Source organism: Tatumella morbirosei, from assembly GCF_000757425.2.
Taxonomy (GTDB): Bacteria; Pseudomonadota; Gammaproteobacteria; order Enterobacterales; family Enterobacteriaceae; genus Tatumella; species Tatumella morbirosei.
Map to the genome: position 1 here is coordinate 1 of NZ_JPKR02000004.1, position 20,734 is coordinate 20,734.

General features: G+C 52.2%; 13 protein-coding genes. 8 read left to right on the forward strand and 5 right to left on the reverse strand.

Annotated elements, in window-relative coordinates; all coding sequences use genetic code 11:
- Positions 1 to 4,766, reverse strand: a 4,766-nt coding sequence (locus HA49_RS21445; protein WP_211259066.1) for a beta strand repeat-containing protein, incomplete at its 3' end; no start/stop codon positions are given.
- 1,843 nt (positions 4,767 to 6,609) lie between these two features.
- On the opposite strand from HA49_RS21445, the gene HA49_RS11355 reads away from it, so the two are divergent.
- The 5 genes from HA49_RS11355 to HA49_RS11375 all read left to right on the forward strand — a co-directional run bounded on the left by HA49_RS11355 (position 6,610) and on the right by HA49_RS11375 (position 12,635).
- Entirely contained in the window at positions 6,610 to 8,958 is a 2,349-nt protein-coding gene (locus HA49_RS11355; RefSeq protein ID WP_038017440.1) for a TonB-dependent receptor domain-containing protein, read from the forward strand.
- A 64-nt stretch (positions 8,959 to 9,022) separates the two neighbouring features.
- A complete protein-coding gene (locus tag HA49_RS11360) occupies positions 9,023 to 10,051 on the forward strand; it encodes a hemin-degrading factor (RefSeq protein WP_038017442.1) in 1,029 nt (342 codons plus the stop codon).
- A complete protein-coding gene (locus tag HA49_RS11365; RefSeq protein WP_038017446.1) occupies positions 10,048 to 10,869 on the forward strand; it encodes a heme/hemin ABC transporter substrate-binding protein in 822 nt (273 codons plus the stop codon). Before HA49_RS11360 ends, HA49_RS11365 begins: the two co-directional genes overlap by 4 nt.
- The gene (locus tag HA49_RS11370) at positions 10,859 to 11,866 is read left to right on the forward strand and encodes a FecCD family ABC transporter permease (protein WP_211259067.1); all 1,008 of its coding nucleotides are present in this window, start codon (positions 10,859 to 10,861) and stop codon (positions 11,864 to 11,866) included. Before HA49_RS11365 ends, HA49_RS11370 begins: the two co-directional genes overlap by 11 nt.
- Complete coding sequence (locus HA49_RS11375; RefSeq protein ID WP_038017449.1) at positions 11,856 to 12,635, forward strand: heme ABC transporter ATP-binding protein; 780 nt, start codon at positions 11,856 to 11,858, stop codon at positions 12,633 to 12,635. Before HA49_RS11370 ends, HA49_RS11375 begins: the two co-directional genes overlap by 11 nt.
- A gap of 47 nt (positions 12,636 to 12,682) precedes the next feature.
- On the opposite strand, the gene ppk2 is transcribed toward HA49_RS11375, so the two are convergent.
- Positions 12,683 to 13,600, reverse strand: coding sequence for a polyphosphate kinase 2 (ppk2, locus tag HA49_RS11380; RefSeq protein ID WP_038017453.1), 918 nt, complete (start codon positions 13,598 to 13,600; stop codon positions 12,683 to 12,685).
- Between the two features lie 13 nt (positions 13,601 to 13,613).
- Positions 13,614 to 15,221: an inorganic phosphate transporter gene (locus HA49_RS11385; RefSeq protein WP_038017456.1), complete on the reverse strand. Its 1,608-nt coding sequence runs from the start codon at positions 15,219 to 15,221 to the stop codon at positions 13,614 to 13,616.
- A gap of 190 nt (positions 15,222 to 15,411) precedes the next feature.
- Between HA49_RS11385 and HA49_RS11390 the strand changes: the two genes are divergently transcribed.
- Entirely contained in the window at positions 15,412 to 16,428 is a 1,017-nt protein-coding gene (locus tag HA49_RS11390) for a CorA family divalent cation transporter (protein WP_038017457.1), read from the forward strand.
- Between the two features lie 40 nt (positions 16,429 to 16,468).
- On the opposite strand, the gene HA49_RS21450 is transcribed toward HA49_RS11390, so the two are convergent.
- The gene (locus HA49_RS21450; protein WP_156994633.1) at positions 16,469 to 16,627 is read right to left on the reverse strand and encodes a hypothetical protein; all 159 of its coding nucleotides are present in this window, start codon (positions 16,625 to 16,627) and stop codon (positions 16,469 to 16,471) included.
- Positions 16,628 to 16,799: 172 nt separating this feature from the next.
- On the opposite strand from HA49_RS21450, the gene HA49_RS11395 reads away from it, so the two are divergent.
- Positions 16,800 to 17,783, forward strand: coding sequence for a Gfo/Idh/MocA family protein (locus tag HA49_RS11395; protein WP_038017458.1), 984 nt, complete (start codon positions 16,800 to 16,802; stop codon positions 17,781 to 17,783).
- 35 nt (positions 17,784 to 17,818) lie between these two features.
- Here the strand turns inward: HA49_RS11395 and cbl are convergent, their stop codons facing one another.
- A complete protein-coding gene (gene cbl, locus HA49_RS11400) occupies positions 17,819 to 18,775 on the reverse strand; it encodes an HTH-type transcriptional regulator Cbl (protein ID WP_038019213.1) in 957 nt (318 codons plus the stop codon).
- Positions 18,776 to 19,142: 367 nt separating this feature from the next.
- Here cbl and HA49_RS11405 point away from each other — a divergent pair, with 367 nt between their 5' ends.
- The gene (locus HA49_RS11405; RefSeq protein ID WP_156994676.1) at positions 19,143 to 20,723 is read left to right on the forward strand and encodes a TIGR04028 family ABC transporter substrate-binding protein; all 1,581 of its coding nucleotides are present in this window, start codon (positions 19,143 to 19,145) and stop codon (positions 20,721 to 20,723) included.
- Positions 20,724 to 20,734 lie beyond the last annotated feature (11 nt).

A 20,734-nucleotide genomic window follows, 5' to 3' on the forward strand; every position in this document is an offset into this window, starting at 1 on the left:
CCGGTTTTCGCCAGAGTACCGTCGCCGGAAACCACTCCGCTCAGCGTCTCGTTGTGGCTACCGGTGGCGACAGTGCCGGTGCCTGTCAGAGCCACAGCATTTGCCAGATTCAGGTCACCCGTGGTAAAGCCCAGCGAGGTGCCGTCAGCCATCGAAAGTGTTCCACTGCTCAGGGCATTGTTGTTGGCTACATCAATTTCACCGGCTGTCAGGTCAGTACCGCCGGTATAGGTATTTTCACCGGCCAGTGTCAGGGTGCCGGTACCGGCTTTCGCCAGTTCGCCGTCACCGGAGATGACGCCGGAGAGGGTTTCGCTGTGGCTGCCGGTATTGACGGTAGCAGAGTCACCGGACAGTAGCACATTATTAGCCAGAGTCAGGTTATCGGTAATAAAGCCCAGCACAGTATTGGCCGCCATGGTCAGAGTACTGCTGCCCAGTGCGGTATTGCTGCCGGCGTCAATTTCACCTTCAGTCAGTGAAGTACCGCCGCTGTAGGTATTGTCGCCGCTCAGGGTTAGGGTACCGCTACCGGTTTTCGAAAGCCCGCCGTCGCCGGAAATCACGCCACTCAGTGTTTCGCTGTGACTGCCGGTAGCAATGGTGCCGGTGCCACTCAGAGACAGCGCATTCGCCAGGTTCAGATCTCCGGCACTAAAGCCCAGCATGGTGCCATCAGCCATGGCAAGCGAACCAGAACCCAGCGCATTGCTGTTGCCGACATCGATTTCACCGCCCGACAGAGTAGTACCACCACTGTAGCTGTTGTCACCATTCAGGGTCAGGATACCGTTGCCGGTTTTGGCTATCTGTCCGGCACCGGAAATATCACCGGACAGAGTTTCGTTGTAATCACCGGTAGCGATAGATGAGTTCAGGCCGCCCAGCACGATATTGTTAGCCAGTGTCAGATCACCCGTGGTAAAGCCGAGGGTGGTGTTGTCGGCCATGGTCAGCGTGCCGGTGCCCAGTGCATTACTATTGTTAATATCAATTTCACCGGCATTCAGGTCAGTGCCGCCGCTGTAAGTGTTGTCACCGGTCAGGCTGAGGGTGCCGCTACCGGTTTTCGCTAATGCTCCGTCACCGGAAATCACACCGCTCAGGGTGTCATTAAAGCTGCCGGTGCTGATAGTTGCTGTACCTCCAGACAGGGTCACATTATTCGCCAGATCCAGATCCCCGGCGATAAAGCCAAGGGTGGTGCCATCCGCCATAGTCAGCGGACCGGTGCTCAGTGCATCGCTGCTACCAATATCGATTTCACCGACGGAAATTTTAGTTCCACCGGTGTAGGTGTTATTACCGGTCAGGGTCAGCGTTCCTGTACCATTCTTATCGATAAGTCCGGCACCGGAAATATCGCCGGATAATGTTTCGTTGTAGTCACCGGTCTGGATAGCCGAGTTCGCACCACCCAGCACGATATCGTTCGCCAGAGTCAGATCTGCTGCCGCAAAACCAAGGGTGGTATTATCGGCCATTGACAATGTTCCGCTGCCCAGCGCATGGCTGTTGGCAACATCAATTTCACCGGCTGACAGGGTGGTTCCTCCGGTATAGGTATTATCACCGCTCAGAGTCAGGGTGCCGTTGCCGGTTTTGGTCAGCGTATTGCCGGAAATCACGCCGCTCAGAGTTCCGGAATTGCTGTTGGTATTAATGGTGGTGTGAGTGCCGGACAGATCCACACTGTTGGCCAGTGTCAGACCATCAGCTGCAAAGCCTAAGGTCGTATCATCGGCCATTGCCAGAGAACCACTGCCCAGGGCATGGTTGTTGCCAACGTCAAGTTTACCTTCGGTAAGGTCGGTGCCGCCGGTATACGTATTGTCGCCGGTCAGAGTCAGAGTACCGTTGCCGGTTTTCGCAAGTTTACCGTCACCAGAAACGGTGCCATTCAGCGTTTCGCTATTGCTGCCGGTAGCCACCGTCGAAGTGCCGGCAGACAACAGCAAATCATTGGCCAGTGCCAGTTTATCGCTGACAAAGCCCAGTACCGTATCGGCCGCCATGGTCAGCGTGCCGGTGCCCAGAGCGTTGTTGTTGTTAACATCAATCTCACCGGCAGACAGGCGGGTGCCGCCGGTGTAAGTGTTATCGCCGGTCAGGGTCAGGGTACCGCTACCGTCTTTGGCTAATTCACCTGCTCCTGAAATAACCCCACTCAGGCTTTGATGATTACTGCCAGTATCGACAGTGGCAGTGCCACCCGAAAGGGTGACATTGTTTGCCAGATTTAGATCGCCGGTGGTAAAGCCGAGGGTGGTGGCATCTGCCATCGTCAGGTCGCCGGTACTCAGTGCGTTGCTGTTGCCAATGGCAATCTCACCACCGTTCAGGGTGGTGCCGCCGGAGTAGGTATTATTTCCGGTCAGGGTCAGGGTACCGCTTCCGGTTTTACTGATTTGACCGACCCCGGAAATTACCCCGGACAGCGTTTCACTGTAGTTCCCGGTCGCAATCGCCGAATTCAGTCCATTTAGGGTAATATTATTGGCTAAATCCAGATTGTCAGTAGTAAAGCCGAGGGTGGTATCATCGGCCATTGTCAGGTCACCGCTGCTCAGCGAAGCACTGTTGCTGATATCAATTTCACCCGCTTCCAGATTAGTACCACCGGTATAGGTATTTATACCGTTGAGAACCAGGGTCCCGTCGCCGGTTTTATTGAGAGCGGTGTTCCCGGAAACAATACCATTCAGCGTACCGGTATTGCCGTGGGTATCAATTGCAGTGCCATTTCCGTTCAACAGCACATTATTCGCCAGTGTCAGCTTGTCGCTGATAAAGCCTAATATCGTATCGGCTGCCATGGTCAGCTCACCGCTACCCAGCGCGTTGCTGTGACCTACGGCAATTTCGCCGGTGTTAAGTGCAGTTCCGCCGCTATAGGTATTGTCACCACTCAGGATCAGGGTGCCGCTGCCATTTTTAGTCAGCTCCTGATCACCAGAAATGACACCGCTCAGAGTTCCGGTATTGCTGCCGGTATCAATAGTCGTACCTGTATCTGATAACAGGATATTGTTCGCCAGATTCACATCAGTAGCAGAGAAGCCTAAGGTGGTGTCTGCGGCCATCGTCAGGTCACCACTACCCAGTGCCGTGCTGCTGCCAACATCAATTTCACCTGCTGACAGGGTGGTGCCACCGGAATAGCTGCTGTTACCGGATAACGCCAGTGCGCCTGAGCCTTGTTTCGTCAGTGAACCCGTGCCGGTAAGAGCACCGGCATAAGAAGTGTCGGCAGCCTGGTCGACAGTCAGATTCTGCGCATTAAGATTCACCGAACCGCCAGTGCCGGATAACTGAGAGGTCGTAAAGTCCCAGTCACCTAAATCCAGTTGCCCGCCGTTTACCGTCAGTGTGGTATCGGTCAGGATCGCATTTTCTGAACCACGGACCAGGGTACCGTCATCGACTTCGGTACCGCTGTCATAGGTATTGGTGCCGGAAAGCGTTAACCTGCCGGTACCTGTTTTGGTCAGTGAGCCGCCGGTGCCTTCGATAATGCCAGACCATGCGCCATCCTGATTAGCCCCACCAACCAACAGATTATTAGCACCCAGATTGATGGAGGCATCGCCGGCAGCGTATTTACCTGTAGCATTACCATCGTCGTCGTACAGAGCACCACCCAATACTCCGGAAGGACTAACCCCGGTCAGATTACCGACTGTCAGTGAGCCTGTTGTCAGGTTACTTAAATCGAACAAAGAACCAGAAGCTCCCCCGATGCCTCCGCCAACAAATTCCCATTGGTTATTACCCAGGGTGGTGCCGTTAAAAGTAATGACACCACCACCTATGGTTTGAAAGTAGAGCGGCTGAGTGTTACTTTCGCTGGTTACTGTGGCATTAGTGAAATTGATATAGCCGCCACGGGATACAGCAACCGCACCATTAGTATTAGCAACCAGTTTGTCGGCGACATTGATGGTTCCATAACCACCGGCTGGGATATTCCATTTAGCATTGGTTTTTAAAGCCACAGCAGTGAACGTTTCGGAACCGTCAGCATCACCGGTTTCAGTGCCGTCACTGTTAACGTTAATAACGTTATTGCCTGAAAGATTTACCGTCCCTCCGCCTGCGCCGGAACTGTAATCTACCTTATCTGCGACCACTCCCAGCGCGATACCATTTTCTGAGTAGGCATTCAGTATACTGTCACTGACATTTTGAGTAGAACCGTCAGCAGCAAAAACGGCGGCAGCAAATCCTAACTGGCGGTAGGCGGTAAAGGTAAATGCTGATACACCATCCTGTAAATCACCTGATAAAGAAGGGGTCGCGATAATTCCGGCACTATAATCGGCAGTATTACTGTAACCAAACGGACGATAACGCCAGTAAAAATCAGATTGTGGATAATCTGAAGGAAACTGAGAATCACTGAGACTATAAGAGGCTTTTTCGGTGTTGGAGACATTGATGGTTGAACCAGTGATAGTCGCGGCTCCACCGTTAATGGTGGCGACACCGACAGTTTTTGTATTTATCGTTCCGCTATTGAGCGTCGCTGTCTGATCGGAACCATTGAGAAGATATGCTGCAGCACCATATTCTGTCTGATCTGCCACTAACACTGACGATGGCAGGGTGACGGCCATGGCCGAGAAGGGCACTGCAGCCGTAAGGGATAATGAAACCAGACTGGCAGTCATCTTTCTTGTTTTAAAAGTGACCTGATCTTTGTATTGATAATCGAAGTCAGAGAACTTCTCCGCACATTCCCGGTTTTTTTCGTCAACGATAATCATAGGTTTACTCCATTCCGGATAGAGAATTGCTGTGTGTAAATTATTGAATAAATTGTGTTTTATTATTTTGTTTCGTCGGGTGGAACATTTGTAATGAAAAGGTTTTTAATTTGTTAAGAATAATTAAGGGCCAGTACTTTGTAAACAAAATGGCTATGGACAAAACGGGTGTCATTTTTTTTAAAAAACAGAAAGTTCATGACTGTTATCCGTAATAACTGAAGGGTGTTCAGGAAGCGGTAAAATAGATGTTTATGTTTTTATTATTATTTTTTATTTAATTTTTTAAAAAGTAATCGTTTTCTTTGTGAGTCAATAAGGCAAAAGCTATCGTTGTCCGATATTATTACGGTTTTACCGATAGATTAATGAAAGAGTTTTTTGTTTGGTGTGTGGATTCTTAAAATAACATGGATAAAAAAAGCCAATTATTTATTCCATAGTGAACCGGTACCCTCAGGTAAATGATCGGTAAATTATCTAAATTTTGGAACTAAATTTCGTTATCAGGATGAAAGCTGACTGAAAACGTTGCGTGTGTGTCCGGGCGCCTGAACGTTCTGAGATCCCGGAGCCAAATGAATCACTGCAGAAAGTGGGTGCTGAATGGCCTGCCAGTGAAGGCAGGAATTTTCATCGAACGGCTTTTTTGGCTCTTCAGGCCACCCGGGTTCATGTTATCTCTGTGAAGCACACTGCACTGTCAGGAGACAGAAGAGGTGAACGGGTGAGGGGGACAGCCATTGTTCGGTCTCAGCATAAAACAGTGGTTTCTGTCAGTCACCGCAGGGAAAGGAGATACCAATCCTGCCTGGCTCAGGTTGCTGAAGAGGTTTGCCGCATTTTGTATTCTGACGTTTTTTTAGCTGCCATTCAGTCACTGATAACCGGCAGTGTGTGTCATTGCTCCTCATCAGCTATTGTTAAATTTTTTTATCACTTACCGGAAGAGTAAGACGTTTTGAGATCTTTCCCGAAATGACGTTAAATAAACTTCCGGCCGAGAATCCAGAAGATACTTTTAATATTATCCCCGTAATTATTCGTCAGTCAGTTAAGCTCCATTACCCTTGGGTAAACTGGAGTGTCCTGTTTTATATAGCAGGCTGAAAAATGATCATTATAATGTTTTATAAGGATATTTTTATTTTATATTTCTCTCCGGGAAACTTTGGTTTTAAGATGTGAGTGGACTTTTGATGGTTTTTTAAAATAGCAGGGTGATCTCTTTCAGAATGATTTCTGTCAGGGTTAAGGGGGATTCATACTCTGTAAGCTAAACGGATCTGTTATCTTTCAGGGTGAACAGCAGGTTTATTAACGGTTTTATCTGATCAGATATTTAAAAATATCTTTTTAACATTTCTGAGGGCGGGGTAACGATTATTGCCACAATTTTTGCGACAAATTATCACCCTGCATCTTCTTTATGTGACTCAACGTGGTTATTTATCCTCCGCTCAGGGCATTACCAGCCTGAGTTAACTACCTACAGACCGGTTTTTCGGCAGGCATTAGGCTAAAGGCTCCTTGCCGTGTTACCCATTTTTTGTAAATTTCCCGGTGGATGTTGATAGCCTTATAGCTCTGCAGACCTTGCCCTGACTGCTCTGGTGAGCATTTCCACTACTGCATTAGCACAAATTTTCCATACCGACAGTCATTAACTGTAAAAGTTCTGTATGTTTCAATGTTTGGTATTGATAATCATTATCACAATGATATAGATTACCATTCCTGTTTGTGGGTGGAGATCACCCCACAACACCCGTCATTATAAAAACCTTCGTTTGCGTTTACCTGTGGCAAACGGCTTTTTTGGCATGCCTGGATACTGACTACTATGTATAAATTTCTGACTCAGGGTAAGATTAAACCCGCCTTATTCAAGGCGACTGCGGTGGCAATTTCTGTTCACGCGGCCTGTTCCTTCGCAGCAACCACCAGCACTACCACAGCCGACAGCGATTCCGATCAGCAAATCACCGTCAGAGCTACCGCCCCTCATGTGAATGCCAGTAACCGTAAAACAGTGACGGCGGCAGAAATGCAGAAACTGGGGGTCACGGATTTTGGTTCCCTGATGCGTTACCAGACACTGATCAGCGCTACCGGCGCCAGCGGCGGTTCAGGTAACGGCAAAAGTGGCTTTGACCGTAGTGGCTATACCGGATACAACATTCGTGGTCTGGAAAGTAACCGTGTCGGTATTGATGTCGATGGTGTGGAAATCCCTTCAGCCACCAGCCGTGGCTATGTAGGCCGTACCGGGGTTAATACCTTCGGTATCGGTCGTGACTATATCGACCCGTACCTGTTTGGTCTGATGAATATCGATGCCGGTGCCACCGCGGTATCACAACCTAATACCTCGATCGGCGGTGCGGTTTCCTTCAAAACTAAATCACCCGATGAATATCTGCACCCGGGGAAAACCAGCTACTTTGGCTACCAGTCAGATTACGATTCTTCAAACCGGAGCTGGCATAATGGGATTACTGCGGCGGCAGGGGACGAAGAACTGCGCGGTATTTTCGTCTACAGCCATCGTGATGGCCAACAGACGCGTAATAACAGTGGGACAGTGTCTGCCTATCCGGCTAACTGGCATTCCAACGCTTTTCTGGGCAGTATTATCTGGCAGCCTAACGATGAACATAAGCTGACCGGAACCTTCAGTTACTACGATAAAACCAATCATACGCATTTCGATACCTGGGATTCGGGGGGGAGTGCGATTATTGGTACCAGCCATCAGTCCAGTGAGACCCGGCGTTTATCCGGCAACCTTCAGGATTTCTATACCCCGGAAAATGACTGGATTGACTCTCTGACCACTAATCTCTACTGGCAGAAAACTCAGGCGCGCGATAATACGTTAGCGCCTTACGATACCGGCGTGATTGGCCGGACTTATTCCGACTACGATACCAATAATATTGGTTTCACCACCGAGCTGCGTAAGACCGTAGGCCGTCATGAACTGAGCGGTGGCCTGAATGCGGACCTGGGGAACACCAAGCGTCCGTTCGATCAGGACCCGGCTCCGCTGGTCTACTACTCAGTGATGCAGCCGCAGGCCAACAGTACCACCACCAAACTGGGTGGCTTTGTTCAGGATAAAATCAACTTCGATCTGCAGGGGCACAATTTTGCGATTGTCCCGGGAGTGCGTGTGGCTTATGAAAAAACCAAGCCAAAAGATCTCGAAACCCTGGCGGCCGGCAGTTCTGTTCTGACCACAGACGAGGTTGAAACCCTGTATGGTACAGGGACCAGCGATACCAAAGTACTGCCATCTCTGCGATTCCAGTATAATCTGACCCCTGGACTGCTGACCTATCTGCAGTACAGCCGCGGGGCGGAATTCGCTGAGGCCAGCCAGTTGTATGGTTCCTGGAATCTGGGTTCCAGCTACGCAGGTAGTCAGCAATATGCACTGATAGGTAACCCGGCGCTGAAAACCGAGACCAGTAATAACTTTGAATGGGGTCTGAACGGTGAAGTCACTCCGGGGATTACCCTGAGCAGTTCTGTGTTCTATAACCAGTATAAAAACTTTATTGCCTATACCCGTTATACCCGTAGCGGTTCACCTGCGATGTTCACTAACGTGCCGTCGAACATCTATACCATCTACCAGGCAGAAAACCGTGATAAGGCCTTTATCTACGGGGGTGAAATCAGTACCAAATTCAGTATCGGTCACTGGATTCGCCAGGCGGAAGGTCTGAGTGCTACCCTGGCCTGGGGTTACGCCAAAGGTGAGTCTAAGTCTTCACTTGCCGGTGACAGCTATACCGCACTGGACAGCGTAGCGCCAATGAAAGCTGTGGTCGGCGTGGCCTGGGATGACCCAACCGGTCTGTGGGGCACCGCAGTCACTGCAACCTTTGTGAAAGGGAAACAGGCGCAGGAAACGACCCGTGATACTACGACCAGTACGGTAACCTCTGAAGAAAGTCCGTATAAGCGTATTCCGGGTTATGGTTTAGTGGATGCCACGGCTTACTGGCGTGTGACGAAGAATGTCAAACTGAGCGGTGGGGTGTATAACATTACCAACCGTAAATATATCGACTACCTCAGCAGCCGTGATCTGGAAACCTCCACAGCGCAGGATCGCAACGATGTTTCATTAGCTTACATGCCGGGTCGTACTTATCAGGTCGGACTGAATGTCGATTTCTGATCATTGAAAATCTGCCCTGCCAGTCAGGCAGGGCTCTCAGGGAAATGAGGACGCAGGAGAATTTATGAGCACACATTATCAGCAGTATCTGGAATTAAAAGCACAGCATCCTGGCACTTACGCCCGTGATCTGGCGGCACTGATGGGCATTACTGAAGCAGAACTGTTACTGGCCAGAACGGCAGACGACGCACAGCAGATGCGTGCTGAGTTTCCGGCATTGCTGGAAGCGCTGAAAGCGGTGGGTGAGACCAAAAATATTACCCGTAACGAATATGCTGTCCATGAACAGATCGGAACCTACGATAATCTGCATATTGGCCCGCATGCCGGACTGGTGCTTAACCCGCGCCATCTGGATCTGCGTTTCTTTCTGTCAAAATGGCACAGCGCCTTTTATCTGCAGGAACAAAGCGCCCGGGGTGAGCGAAAAAGCATCCAAATATTTGATGATCAGGGCAATGCGGTACTGAAAATTTATGCCACCGACAATACCGATCTTCAGGCATGGCAACAGCTGATTACTCAGTTTGTACTGGCAGAACCCGCAGGATTAGCGCTGAATCCCGTGGCTGCTCCGGAATTTGCTCAGCATGCTGATGGACAGAAAATCGAGCAGGAATGGCGTGCGATGACCGATGTGCATCAGTTTTTCCAGTTGCTCAATCGTCACAATATCAGTCGTCCGCAGGCCTTTGCGGCAGTGAGTGATGATTTAGCGCAGAAAGTCGCCCCGCAAACCCTGGAACGTTTGCTGACCCTGGCCCATGAAGCAGGCAACGAGATTATGATTTTCGTCGGTAACCGTGGCTGTACCCAGATTTTCACCGGTGCCGTCGAAAAAGTGACCCCGATGAAAGGCTGGCTGAATATCTTTAATCCGAACTTTACCCTGCACCTGCAGGACCAGCAGATTGCTGAAAGCTGGATTACCCGCAAGCCTACGGCCGACGGTCATGTCACCAGTCTGGAACTGTTTGCCGCCGATGGCACCCAGATTGCCCAGCTGTACGGACAACGCAGCGAAGGTCATCCGGAACAGACGCAGTGGCGTGAGCAGATTGAATCTTTAGCCGGAGGCGTACCTGCATGAGAATATTTGGCCTGATGCTTTGTTTGCTGGCGTTACCGGTATTTGCTGCCCAACGGGTAGTGTCGATTGGTGGTGATGTCACGGAAATTGTCTATGCTCTCGGTGCCGGTGACCAGTTGGTCGGGCGCGACAGTACCAGTTTCCGCCCGGCTCAGGCCACTCAATTGCCGGATGTCGGTTATATGCGCCAGTTAAATACCGAAGGGATTCTGGCGCTGAAACCCACCCTGGTGCTGACCAATGAGCAGGCAAAACCTTCTCAGGTACTGACCCAGCTTTCCGGCGTTGGCGTGAAGGTGGTGGAAGTGACCGGTGAAAACTCGTTATCTGCCATTTCACAGAAGGTTACCACCATTGCCACCGCTCTGAATGAAACGGCAGCGGCACAGCCGCTATTACGCCAGATAAGCCAGCAGATAGCCGCGATTCCGTCGACCCGTCTGCCGGTGAAGGTGCTGTATATCATGGCGAACAGCGGCATGACAACGATGGTTGCCGGGAATCAGACAGCGGCGGATGTGGCTATCCGCAGTGCCGGACTGACCAATGTGATGGGCAATGTGCCCCATTACCAGACACTGTCTGCCGAAGGGGTGATTGCTGCGGCTCCGGATTTAGTGCTGGTCGATCGCAGCGGTGTTCAGGCACTGGGTGGGCCGGACAAATTCTGGAAACTGCCAGGTTTAGCCATGACCCCTGCGGGTAAGCATCACCGGTTATTGTACATCGATCAGATGGCGTTACTGGGCTTTGGTTTAGACACACCGAAGGCAATTTTGCAGCTGCGTCAGGCTGCAGAAAAAATCCATGCTGAATAGCCGTCAGACACGAGGCTGGTTAATCGTGATGGCGCTGGTGCTGCTGGCGACATTGCTGGTCGCCAGCCAGACCGGCGCTATCAGGTTGTCGCTGATTTCTCTCTGGCAACAAGACCCCGACAGCCTGGGCCGCAGGATCTGGCTGGATATCCGCCTGCCGCGGGTGTTACTGGCGGCGCTGGTCGGGCTGGCGCTGGCAGTCTCCGGAACGGTGATGCAGGGGTTGTTTCGCAATCCACTGGCCGACCCCGGCTTGCTTGGCATCAGCAGCGGGGCAGGGTTGGCGGTTGCCATCGCGATTGTTATTCCGCTGGCCTTACCTCCGGCCATTTTGTTGTGGCTGCCAATGATTGCTGCGTTTACCGGCAGTCTGCTGGTCACTGCTCTCATCTTCAAACTCAGCCAGTTTACCCGTGGTCATCTGTCACGGTTATTATTGTTTGGTGTCGCAATCAATGCCGTTTGCGGGGCTATCGTCGGCGTACTTTCGTGGGTAAGCAATGATCAGCAGTTGCGGCAGTTGTCCCTATGGGGAATGGGTAGCCTGGCACAGGCGCAATGGCCAGCACTGGCGGTGTGTGCGTTACTGATTCTGCCGTCTGCGGTACTGACGCTGTGGTTCGCCAACCGGCTCAATCTGCTGCAATTGGGGGAAGAAGATGCCCATTATATGGGAGTGAATGTCCAGCGAACCCAACGTCAGTTACTGGTGCTGAATGCTCTGTTGGTAGGCACCGCGGTCTCGGTCAGTGGAGTGATTGGTTTTATCGGGCTGGTGATCCCGCATCTGATGCGGATGTGCTTTGGCAGTGATCATCGCAGAGTATTACCTGCCTCTGCGCTGAGTGGAGCCATTTTACTGTTAGTGGCGGATACCCTGGGTCGCACCCTGGTCTCTCCCGCGGAAATGCCGGTCGGATTACTGACCAGTCTGATTGGCGCCCCGTGGTTTTTCTGGCTGATCATCCGCCGTCAGCAGGGGAATGATGATGTCTGAACTTGAAGCGATTACGATCGGTCTGCAACGTGGACAGCGCCAGTTACTGAGCGGAATTTCTCTGCGACTGTCGGCCGGAGAAATGGTGGCTCTGATAGGACCGAACGGTGCCGGGAAATCGACCCTGATGCGGGTGCTCAGCGGTTTTATTCCTCCTGACTGCGGGGAATGCCGTCTACAGGGGAAAGCACTCAGTGAATGGGACGGACAACAACTGGCCCGGCAAAGGGCCGTGATGCGCCAGCAAAGTTCTCTGACCTTTTCGCTAACCGCCCGTCAGGTGATAAGCCTGGGCAGGGCCGCCTGGAGCCGCCATCATCAGGATGAAATAGTCAGTGAGGTGGCCGGGCTGACCGGCTGTGATGAACTGCTCGACCGCAGTTACCTGCAACTCTCCGGCGGAGAGCAGCAGCGGGTTCAGTTGGCGCGCGTCCTGGCGCAACTCTGGCGCGACGGCGAACCGCAGGGGTGCCTGTTTCTGGATGAGCCCACTTCCGCACTGGATCTCTATCATCAGCAGCATATTCTCAGACTGCTACACCGGCTCACCCGTCAGGGCAAGCTGATGGTGTGCAGCGTGCTGCATGATCTTAATCAGGCATCATTGTGGGCTGACCGGTTGTTATTACTGCATCAGGGGAGTCTGGTGGCGGAAGGAACACCACAACAGGTGCTGGAAAGTGAACTGTTGCAACGCTGGTATAAAGCAGAGCTCAGTGTGAATACCGATACTCCTCACCGGCGACCCCAGGTGATGTTGCTGCCCTAAAAAAACAGGCGCCGGTCAGGGCGCCTGTGAGTGTTGCAGTTAGCCGGTCAGTATTTATCCGGCACAATCATATGCTGTGGTACCGGGCTTCTGATGTAATCTTTCTTATGCTCACGTTTCGGCAGGATCACTAACGGATGTTCCTGAGTTTCATACGGGATCTGCGACAGCAGGTGACTGATGCAGTTGAGCCTTGCACGTTTTTTATCAACGCCCTGCACTATCCACCAGGGGGCTTCCGGGAAATGGGTACGTCCCAGCATATCTTCCTTGGCTTCGGTATAGTTTTCCCACAAGCGGCGGCTTTCCAGGTCCATCGGGCTGAGCTTCCACTGTTTCAGTGGGTCATGGATACGGCTCAGGAAGCGCAGTTCCTGCTCTTCATCGGTAATCGAAAACCAGTATTTAATGATTTTAATGCCGCTACGCACCAGCATTTTTTCAAATTCTGGAACACTGCGGTAAAACTCTTCCAGTTCCTGCGGGCTACAGAAGCCCATCACCCGTTCCACACCGGCACGGTTATACCAGCTACGGTCAAACAGCACCATCTCTCCGGCGGCTGGCAGATGCGAAATATAACGCTGAAAATACCACTGGGTCTTTTCACGATCGCTGGGTGCCGGGAGTGCCGCCACACGGCAGGTACGTGGGTTCAGGCGCTGGGCGATACGTTTAATCACCCCGCCTTTACCTGCAGCATCCCGGCCTTCAAATATAATCACCACGCGGTAACCGGTACGGGTCACCCAGTCCTGTAATTTAACCAGCTCGCCCTGCAGGTGCAGCAATTCACGGAAGTAGCGACGACGCCAGTTTTTTTCATCTACTGTATCAGGGGTTTGTTTATCCAGCCGCAGATCATCAAGTTCCATTTCCAGCTCTTCGTCGTAGCTGTCATAAAACTCCTGCAGTAGCCGGGCATTAAACTCAGGCGTTGAGCCATGGTTATCATGTAGAGACATAATCGTGTCCTGATCAGAAATGTGAGAACAGTGTAAACAGTAAAGCGGACAGCAGGATGGAGACCGGCAGGGTCAGAATCCAGGCCATGATCATATTGCGCAGTGTCGATTTTTGCAGTCCGCCCCCGCTGGCTGCCATGGTTCCGGCAACCCCGGAAGATAAAACGTGGGTGGTGGATACCGGCAAACCAAACACATCGGCTGCGCCAATAGTGGCCATGGCGACCAGTTCGGCACTGGCACCCTGAGCATAGGTAAGATGGGTTTTACCAATTCTCTCACCCACCGTCACCACGATACGTTTCCAGCCCACCATGGTGCCTAAGCCCAATGCCAGGGCGACCACAATCTTCACCCACATAGGGATAAAGCGGGTGGAACGATCCAGTTCGGCTTTCATGGCTTTCAGGTTAGGCTGGGTGTCAGCAGGCACCACCAGACTGGTGGATTTCATGCTGCCGATGGCCTCCGATGCCAGGTACATATCATTACGGATGTTTGGGACCAGATGTGCCGGAATCTTATCCATCGCGCCGTAATGCTGAAGCTGCTGGCTGATATCACTCAGTACCACACCCAGTGCCGGTAAGGTTCCGGCATCGGCGGAAGGCTGACGGATAAATTCCTGTAACCTTGTCCGGGCCTGGTCGGTCGTTTCCGGCGGAACCTGTTGCAGTCGCAGTAGCTGCTGACCGGTGACTTCCGCCAGCGCCGCAACCCGTGGTACTTCGCTATCCGGCATAGAGCGGTTCAGCGAGTAGGCGATCGGCATGGTGCCTACCAGGATCAACATGATCAGCCCCATTCCTTTCTGCCCGTCGTTAGAACCGTGGGCAAAAGAGACACCCGAGCAGGTGAGGATCAGCAGGCTGCGGATCCATAATGGCGGTCGGGAATCGGCTTTCGGCGCCTGATACAGCTGACGATCACGTATGGTGCTTTTCATCACCCGCAACAGAATAGCCGACAGGACAAAGCCAAGTATCGGTGACAGCAGTAATGCTGAAAAGACGCTGGTCACCTGGCCCCAGTTGACACCGCTCAGCCCGTTCTGTCCGGCCTGAATGGCGTAAGCGACGCCAACACCGATGATCGAACCGATCATGGTGTGGGATGATGACGATGGCAGACCAAAATACCAGGTACCGAGGTTCCAGATAATGGCAGAGAACAACAGGGCAAAGATCATGGCAAAACCGTGACCTGAGCTGGCCTGCAGGATCAAATCCACCGGCAGCAGAGAAATAATCCCAAAGGCTACCATGCCGCTGGACAGCAATACGCCGCAGAAGTTACAGAAGCCTGACCAGACCACCGCGATATTCGGCGTCATGGAACGGGTGTAAATGACGGTGGCTACCGCGTTGGCGGTATCGTGAAATCCGTTCACAAATTCAAATCCCAGCGCGATGATCAGCGCCAGCCCAAGTAAGGTAAATGAGAGGTAATTGGTGAAATGGTCTCCGGACAGAGAGACATCCTGAAAAACGTTAAGGCCGGCAAACACCAGGCCGGCAAGTGCCAGTATCCCGACAATAATTGCCGGGCGCTTGCCCTGGCGATGCTGCTCAACCGGCGAGGTGACATCCCCGGTTCCCAGCGGAAGGCTATTTTGGCTCATAATAATCTCACTGTGTATTCATCGCAGGTGATGACCGCTGTATAAATAGCGGCACTTTATGACAGCCAGATGAAGGCGTGGGTAAATCCGGACTCCCCGGGAAAAACAGCGCTTTTTGTGGTGTTAATATGACTGACATATTTCACTCCTATGATCGTGGTAAATTTCCCTGAACCACTGAGATTTCACCATGCTGCCAGGCCCTTTTCCCCGCCCGACCGATTTTTCGGAAGAAGTTTCCGGGCTGATGTATGGCTATTATTTTTCTGCCGGTGCCGCACCAGAGCGCCAGACGGCAGAAGCGCTGGTCACACTGGCACAGCAACCGCCTACCGATCAGGGATTTATCTGGCTGCATATTAATCTTAATCACGCCGCCGCCGGGCGCTGGCTGCGTCAGCATTTTTTACCGGATGATGATTTTCTCGATGAAATTAATGCGACCTCCTCACGTACCCGAATTGCCTTGCAGGGCGATGCACTGTTTACGGTATTGAACGATGTACGGCTGGAGCATCAGGGCAGCCAGATCGATAATGCTACCCTCTGGACCTGGTGCCGCCGGGGAATTCTTATCACTGCCCGTTACAAACCGGTGAGCATGATCGAAAAAATGGTGGCCACATTGCCGGGCCTGGGCTTTAGCCGTGCCGAGGAGATGCTGTTCTGGCTGCTGGAGATTCAGGAAAACTGCCTGGAGTCGATCATTCGTCGCGCCAGCTATGATGTCTACCAGATAGAGGAACGGCTGTTTAACAGCGCGATGCGGCATAACCGGACTATCCTCAGCAAAATACGCCGCAGCCTGTTGCGGGTTCAGAGCCTGCTGGCCCCGGAACCGGCGGCACTGTTTCGCTTACTTAACCGTCCGCCGGAATGGCTGGCCGACCAACAGACCCGTGAGTTGCGTGAATTCAGTGAAGAATTTAGCGTCGGGCTGAATGATCTGGGTAACCTGATGGAGAGGATTCGCCTGCTTCAGGAGGAAGCCGGGGCGCAACTGATGGAACAGAATAACCGCACACTCTATTTATTGACGATTATTACGGTGCTGGCGCTGCCGATTAATATCGTTGCCGGGTTATTTGGGATGAATGTCGGGGGGATTCCGCTGGCCAGTGACCATCATGGTTTTTTCCATCTGGTGGCGCTGGTGGTGCTGTTCACTCTGCTGGCCTGTTTATGGGTGTACCGGCGCAGCCGGTGAGGGCGGTACGCTGCCTTGGGGTACCGCCGGCGGCTGTCAGTTACTCATCAAAGCAGAGTTCGGGAGCACTGCCCTGATCATCATACTCTTCGTAGTCACGTGCTGCCCGACGTTCCGGGCTTTGAATATCGTCGGACAGGTAGCGCTGGCCTGACGCCAGGATATCTTCAATTTGTACCGCGTAAGTTGATGTCATCATGAAACCTCGTGGTGGCTGAATATCGAATCATCAGGGTCAGCATGACAGTCGCAGATGACAATTCTGTGATCACTGCCGCGGACAGTGCGTGGTGAGCCGGGAACCCGGCGACTTAGCGGGTGATTACCGCTATGCTGTGAAACCTTTACCGATGATGGCAGGAGAATAAGTGATGTTACGTTTAGCCGTAGTTGGAACCAACTGGATCACTGACAGCTTTGTCAGCGCGGCACTGGACAGCGGGTTGTATCAGCTGGCTGCCGTTTACTCCCGTAGCAAGGAACAGGCGGCGTCGTTTGCCGAAAAATATGGTAAACCGGCATTGTTTACCGACCTGCAACTCCTGGCGGAAAGCCCGCTGGTCGATGCTGTCTATATTGCCAGCCCGAATTCACTGCATTGTCAGCAGAGCTGTCTGTTTATGCAGCATGGGAAGCATGTGATCTGCGAGAAACCCTTTGCCTCTCACGTTGGCGAAGCAGAGCAGATGATAGCCTGCGCCAGACAACATCAGGTGGTGCTGTTTGAAGCGTTTAAAACCGCCACGCTGCCTAATTTTCGGGTGATCCGCGAAACTCTGCCGGCACTGGGAACCCTGCGTAAGGCGCTGTTGCATTATTGCCAGTACTCATCACGTTACGGGCTCTATCTGGCCGGAGAGAATCCGAATACCTTTAATCCGGCCTTCTCTAACGGGTCGGTGATGGATATCGGTTTTTACCCGCTGGCCAGTGCGGTGGCGTTATGGGGGGAGCCGCAGAGTGTGATTGCAGAGGCCTGCCTGCTGGACAGTGGGGTGGATGCGCACGGTGCGGTAGTCCTGAATTACGGAGACTTTGATGTCACCATTCTGCATTCCAAAGTCAGCGATTCGGTGCTGGGCAGCGAAATCCAGGGTGAGCAGGGGGCACTGGTTATCGATAAACTGTCGACCTGCGACGGGGTAACTCTGCATCCGCGCGGGGAAAAGCCTCAGGCGTTGAGTGTGCCGCAGCATGACAATACCATGCGTTATGAGGCCGAACTGTTCGCCCGGCTGGTGGCTGACCGGGTCGTTGATCACCCTGCATTGCAGGTCAGTCTGATCACTTCACGGTTACTGACGGAGATCCGCCGCCAGACCGGGGTGCGTTTCCCTGCCGACACGACAGACTAAGTCTTGAGGGAAGAGGGCCGCCGTAGCGGCCGCCCTCAGATTTCGAAATTATACGCGACTTCACTGGCTGCGGAGCTGTTTTGCGCATTGGCTTTCAGCTCGTCGACCGACAAATTCGGATTACACAGCATCATAAATTGCCACAGATAGTCACGCTGTAACTGGCCCCGTTTGACTGCCAGCCAGACGGTACTGGCAGAGAACAGATGGCGCACATCCAGGGCACTGACCCCTTCATCTTCTTCTGTGACAGCGGTTTCCGCCAGAATGCCGATGCCCATTCCCAGTTTGACGTAGGTCTTAACCACATCTGAATCCTGAGCACTCAGGACAATATCGGTTTTCAGTGAGGCACTTTCAAAGGCCTGGTCGATAGCCGAACGTCCGGTCATCCCGCTGCGATAGGTAATTAACGGCCATGCCGCCAGATGCTCCAGGGTAACATCGGTCAGATCAGCCAGCGGATGCTGACGGGGCACCAGCACTTTATGATTCCACTTAAACCAGGGAAACGCGCGTAATGATTCGCTGTTAGACAGCACTTCAGAAGCGATACCCAGGTCAGCCGTTCCGGCACTGACCATCGCGCGAATCTCTTCCGGGGTCCCCTGATTCAGCACCAGCCGGATATTCGGGTAAAGTTCGCGAAACAGTTTGATCTTATCCGGCAGTGAATAACAGGCCTGAGTGTGGGTAGTGGCAATAGTCAGCACGCCATCCTGCTGACCAGTGAACAGTTCGCCTAAGCGCCGTGCTTTTCCGGCATCATCGAGAATGCGGCGTGCAATGGTCAGCATCTCTTTGCCAGGCCCGGTCAGGCCCAGCATCCGCTTCCCATGACGGATAAACAGTTCTACCCCCAGTTCTTCTTCCAGTTCACGGATGTGCCGGCTGATCCCTGACTGCGAGGTATATAAGGTTTTGGCGACCTCGGTGAGATTAAACTGGCACCGGGATGCCTCCCTGATAATTCTTAGCTGCTGGAAGTTCATGTCATTCACTTTTCTGAAAGAGTTACCCCAGTAAAATAAAAAAACTTGCCTGACGGGGTAAATAATTAAAACTTTTCAGATATTCCGGAACGGTATATACGCAATTATTTTCTCTCAGAACAGCAGACCAGGTCGGCAGTTGAGTAAATTCCACCACACAGTGACATAAAACAGCAATAATTCCCTGGTTTTTGCCCTCATGAGGGCGGTTAGTTTTTTTTCATCCAAGCTTTGCCATTTTTGTTATTTCAACTCTCAATTCCACGGCTCTTATTATGAAATCCGGGCGGATTTTTATTATTGAAAGAGGCAGTGGATGAAAGGGTGGCGTTTAGCAGGGTTTAAAAAACATTTACTGGTCTCACTGATGGTGGCCGCACTGCCGGCATGGGCTGCCACGCAGCCTCATCAGGGGGGCACATTAATTTATCTGGAACAGCAGGCGCATACTAATCTCTATCCGCCAGCCGGTGGGTTTTATCCGAACGGGGGCATCCTGAATCAGATAACCGATAAGCTCACCTGGCAAAACCCCAAAACGCTGGCGATTGAACCCTGGATTGCCCAAAGCTGGAGCAGTAATCCGCAAAAGACAGAATGGACGTTTAAACTGCGCCCGGGGGTGACCTTCTCTGACGGCACACCACTGGATGCTGCCGCGGTGGCTAAAAACTTCGATACTTACGGACTGGGAAATAAAGAAAAACATTTCCCGGTCTCTGAAGTGATTAATAATTATGACCACAGCGAAGTTATCGATCCGCTGACGGTTAAATTCTATTTTAAACAGCCTTCACCAGGTTTCTTACAGGGAACCTCGACCATTGGTTCCGGGCTGGTATCGCTCTCTACCCTGAATAAAAGTTTCGACCAGTTAGGCGATGCGCGGAATATTATTGGTTCCGGTCCGTTTGTCGTGAAATCAGAAACTCTCGGTCATGAACTGGATTTGGTCGCGCGTAAAGATTACCACTGGGGACCGGTGAATGATCCACACCAGGGGCGGGCTTATCTGGATGGCATTCAGTTCCTCGTGACGCCTGAAGATGGTGTCCGTATCGGGGCATTACTGGCCGGCCAGGCGGATTTTATTCGCCAGATTCAGGCCTATGATGAAAAAAGGGTGGCGGCACAACACCTGACGATTTATGCCGAAGCGACCCGTGGAGTCAACGACAGCCTGAGTTTCCGGCCAGATAATCCGCTGGTTTCCGATGTCCGCGTACGTAAGGCATTGCTGTTGGCGACTAACCGGCAGCAAATTGTCGATACCCTGTTCTCACCAAATTATCCGGTAGCCACCTCGGTGATCGCCGCCAGCGCATTAGGCTATGTGCCGCTGCAAAATCTGCTGACTTATGATCCGCAACAGGCGAAGAAATTACTGGACGAGGCGGGCTGGATCACCGGCAGTCACGGAATCCGTCAGAAAAATGGCGTGCCGTTATCACTCAGCGTCTATGTCTCCCTGCCGCAGCCGCAAAACCAGCAGGTACTGCAACTGATTGCCCGTCAGTGGCGTGAGATCGGAGTGAACCTCAATGTTCGTCCGGCGGATGCCGGGACTTCCGCTTTGAATAATCTCGATCCCCTGAAAGCACCTCTGGCGGTGGCTGAAGTGGGCAGGGCCGATCCGGATGTGATCAAAAGTGACTTCTATCCGACCAACCGTGATCTACTGCTGCAAAAGGGCGGTCTGAGCAATAAAGTGAAAAGCTTCCGTGATGACAAGCTGAATGATCTGCTGCTGAAAATCTCTCAGGAAACCGATAACGCACAACGCCTGAAACTGACCGGCGATGCCCAGCGCTATCTGCTGGAGCAGGCGTATGTGATTCCGATTTTCGAAGAACCCCAGGTTTACGCGGGTGCGCAGTGGCTGAAAGGGATGAGTTTTGAAGCCGTTGGTCGGCCATCGTTCTACGATGCCTGGTTAGATAAGAAATAAGCGGGAGGGGG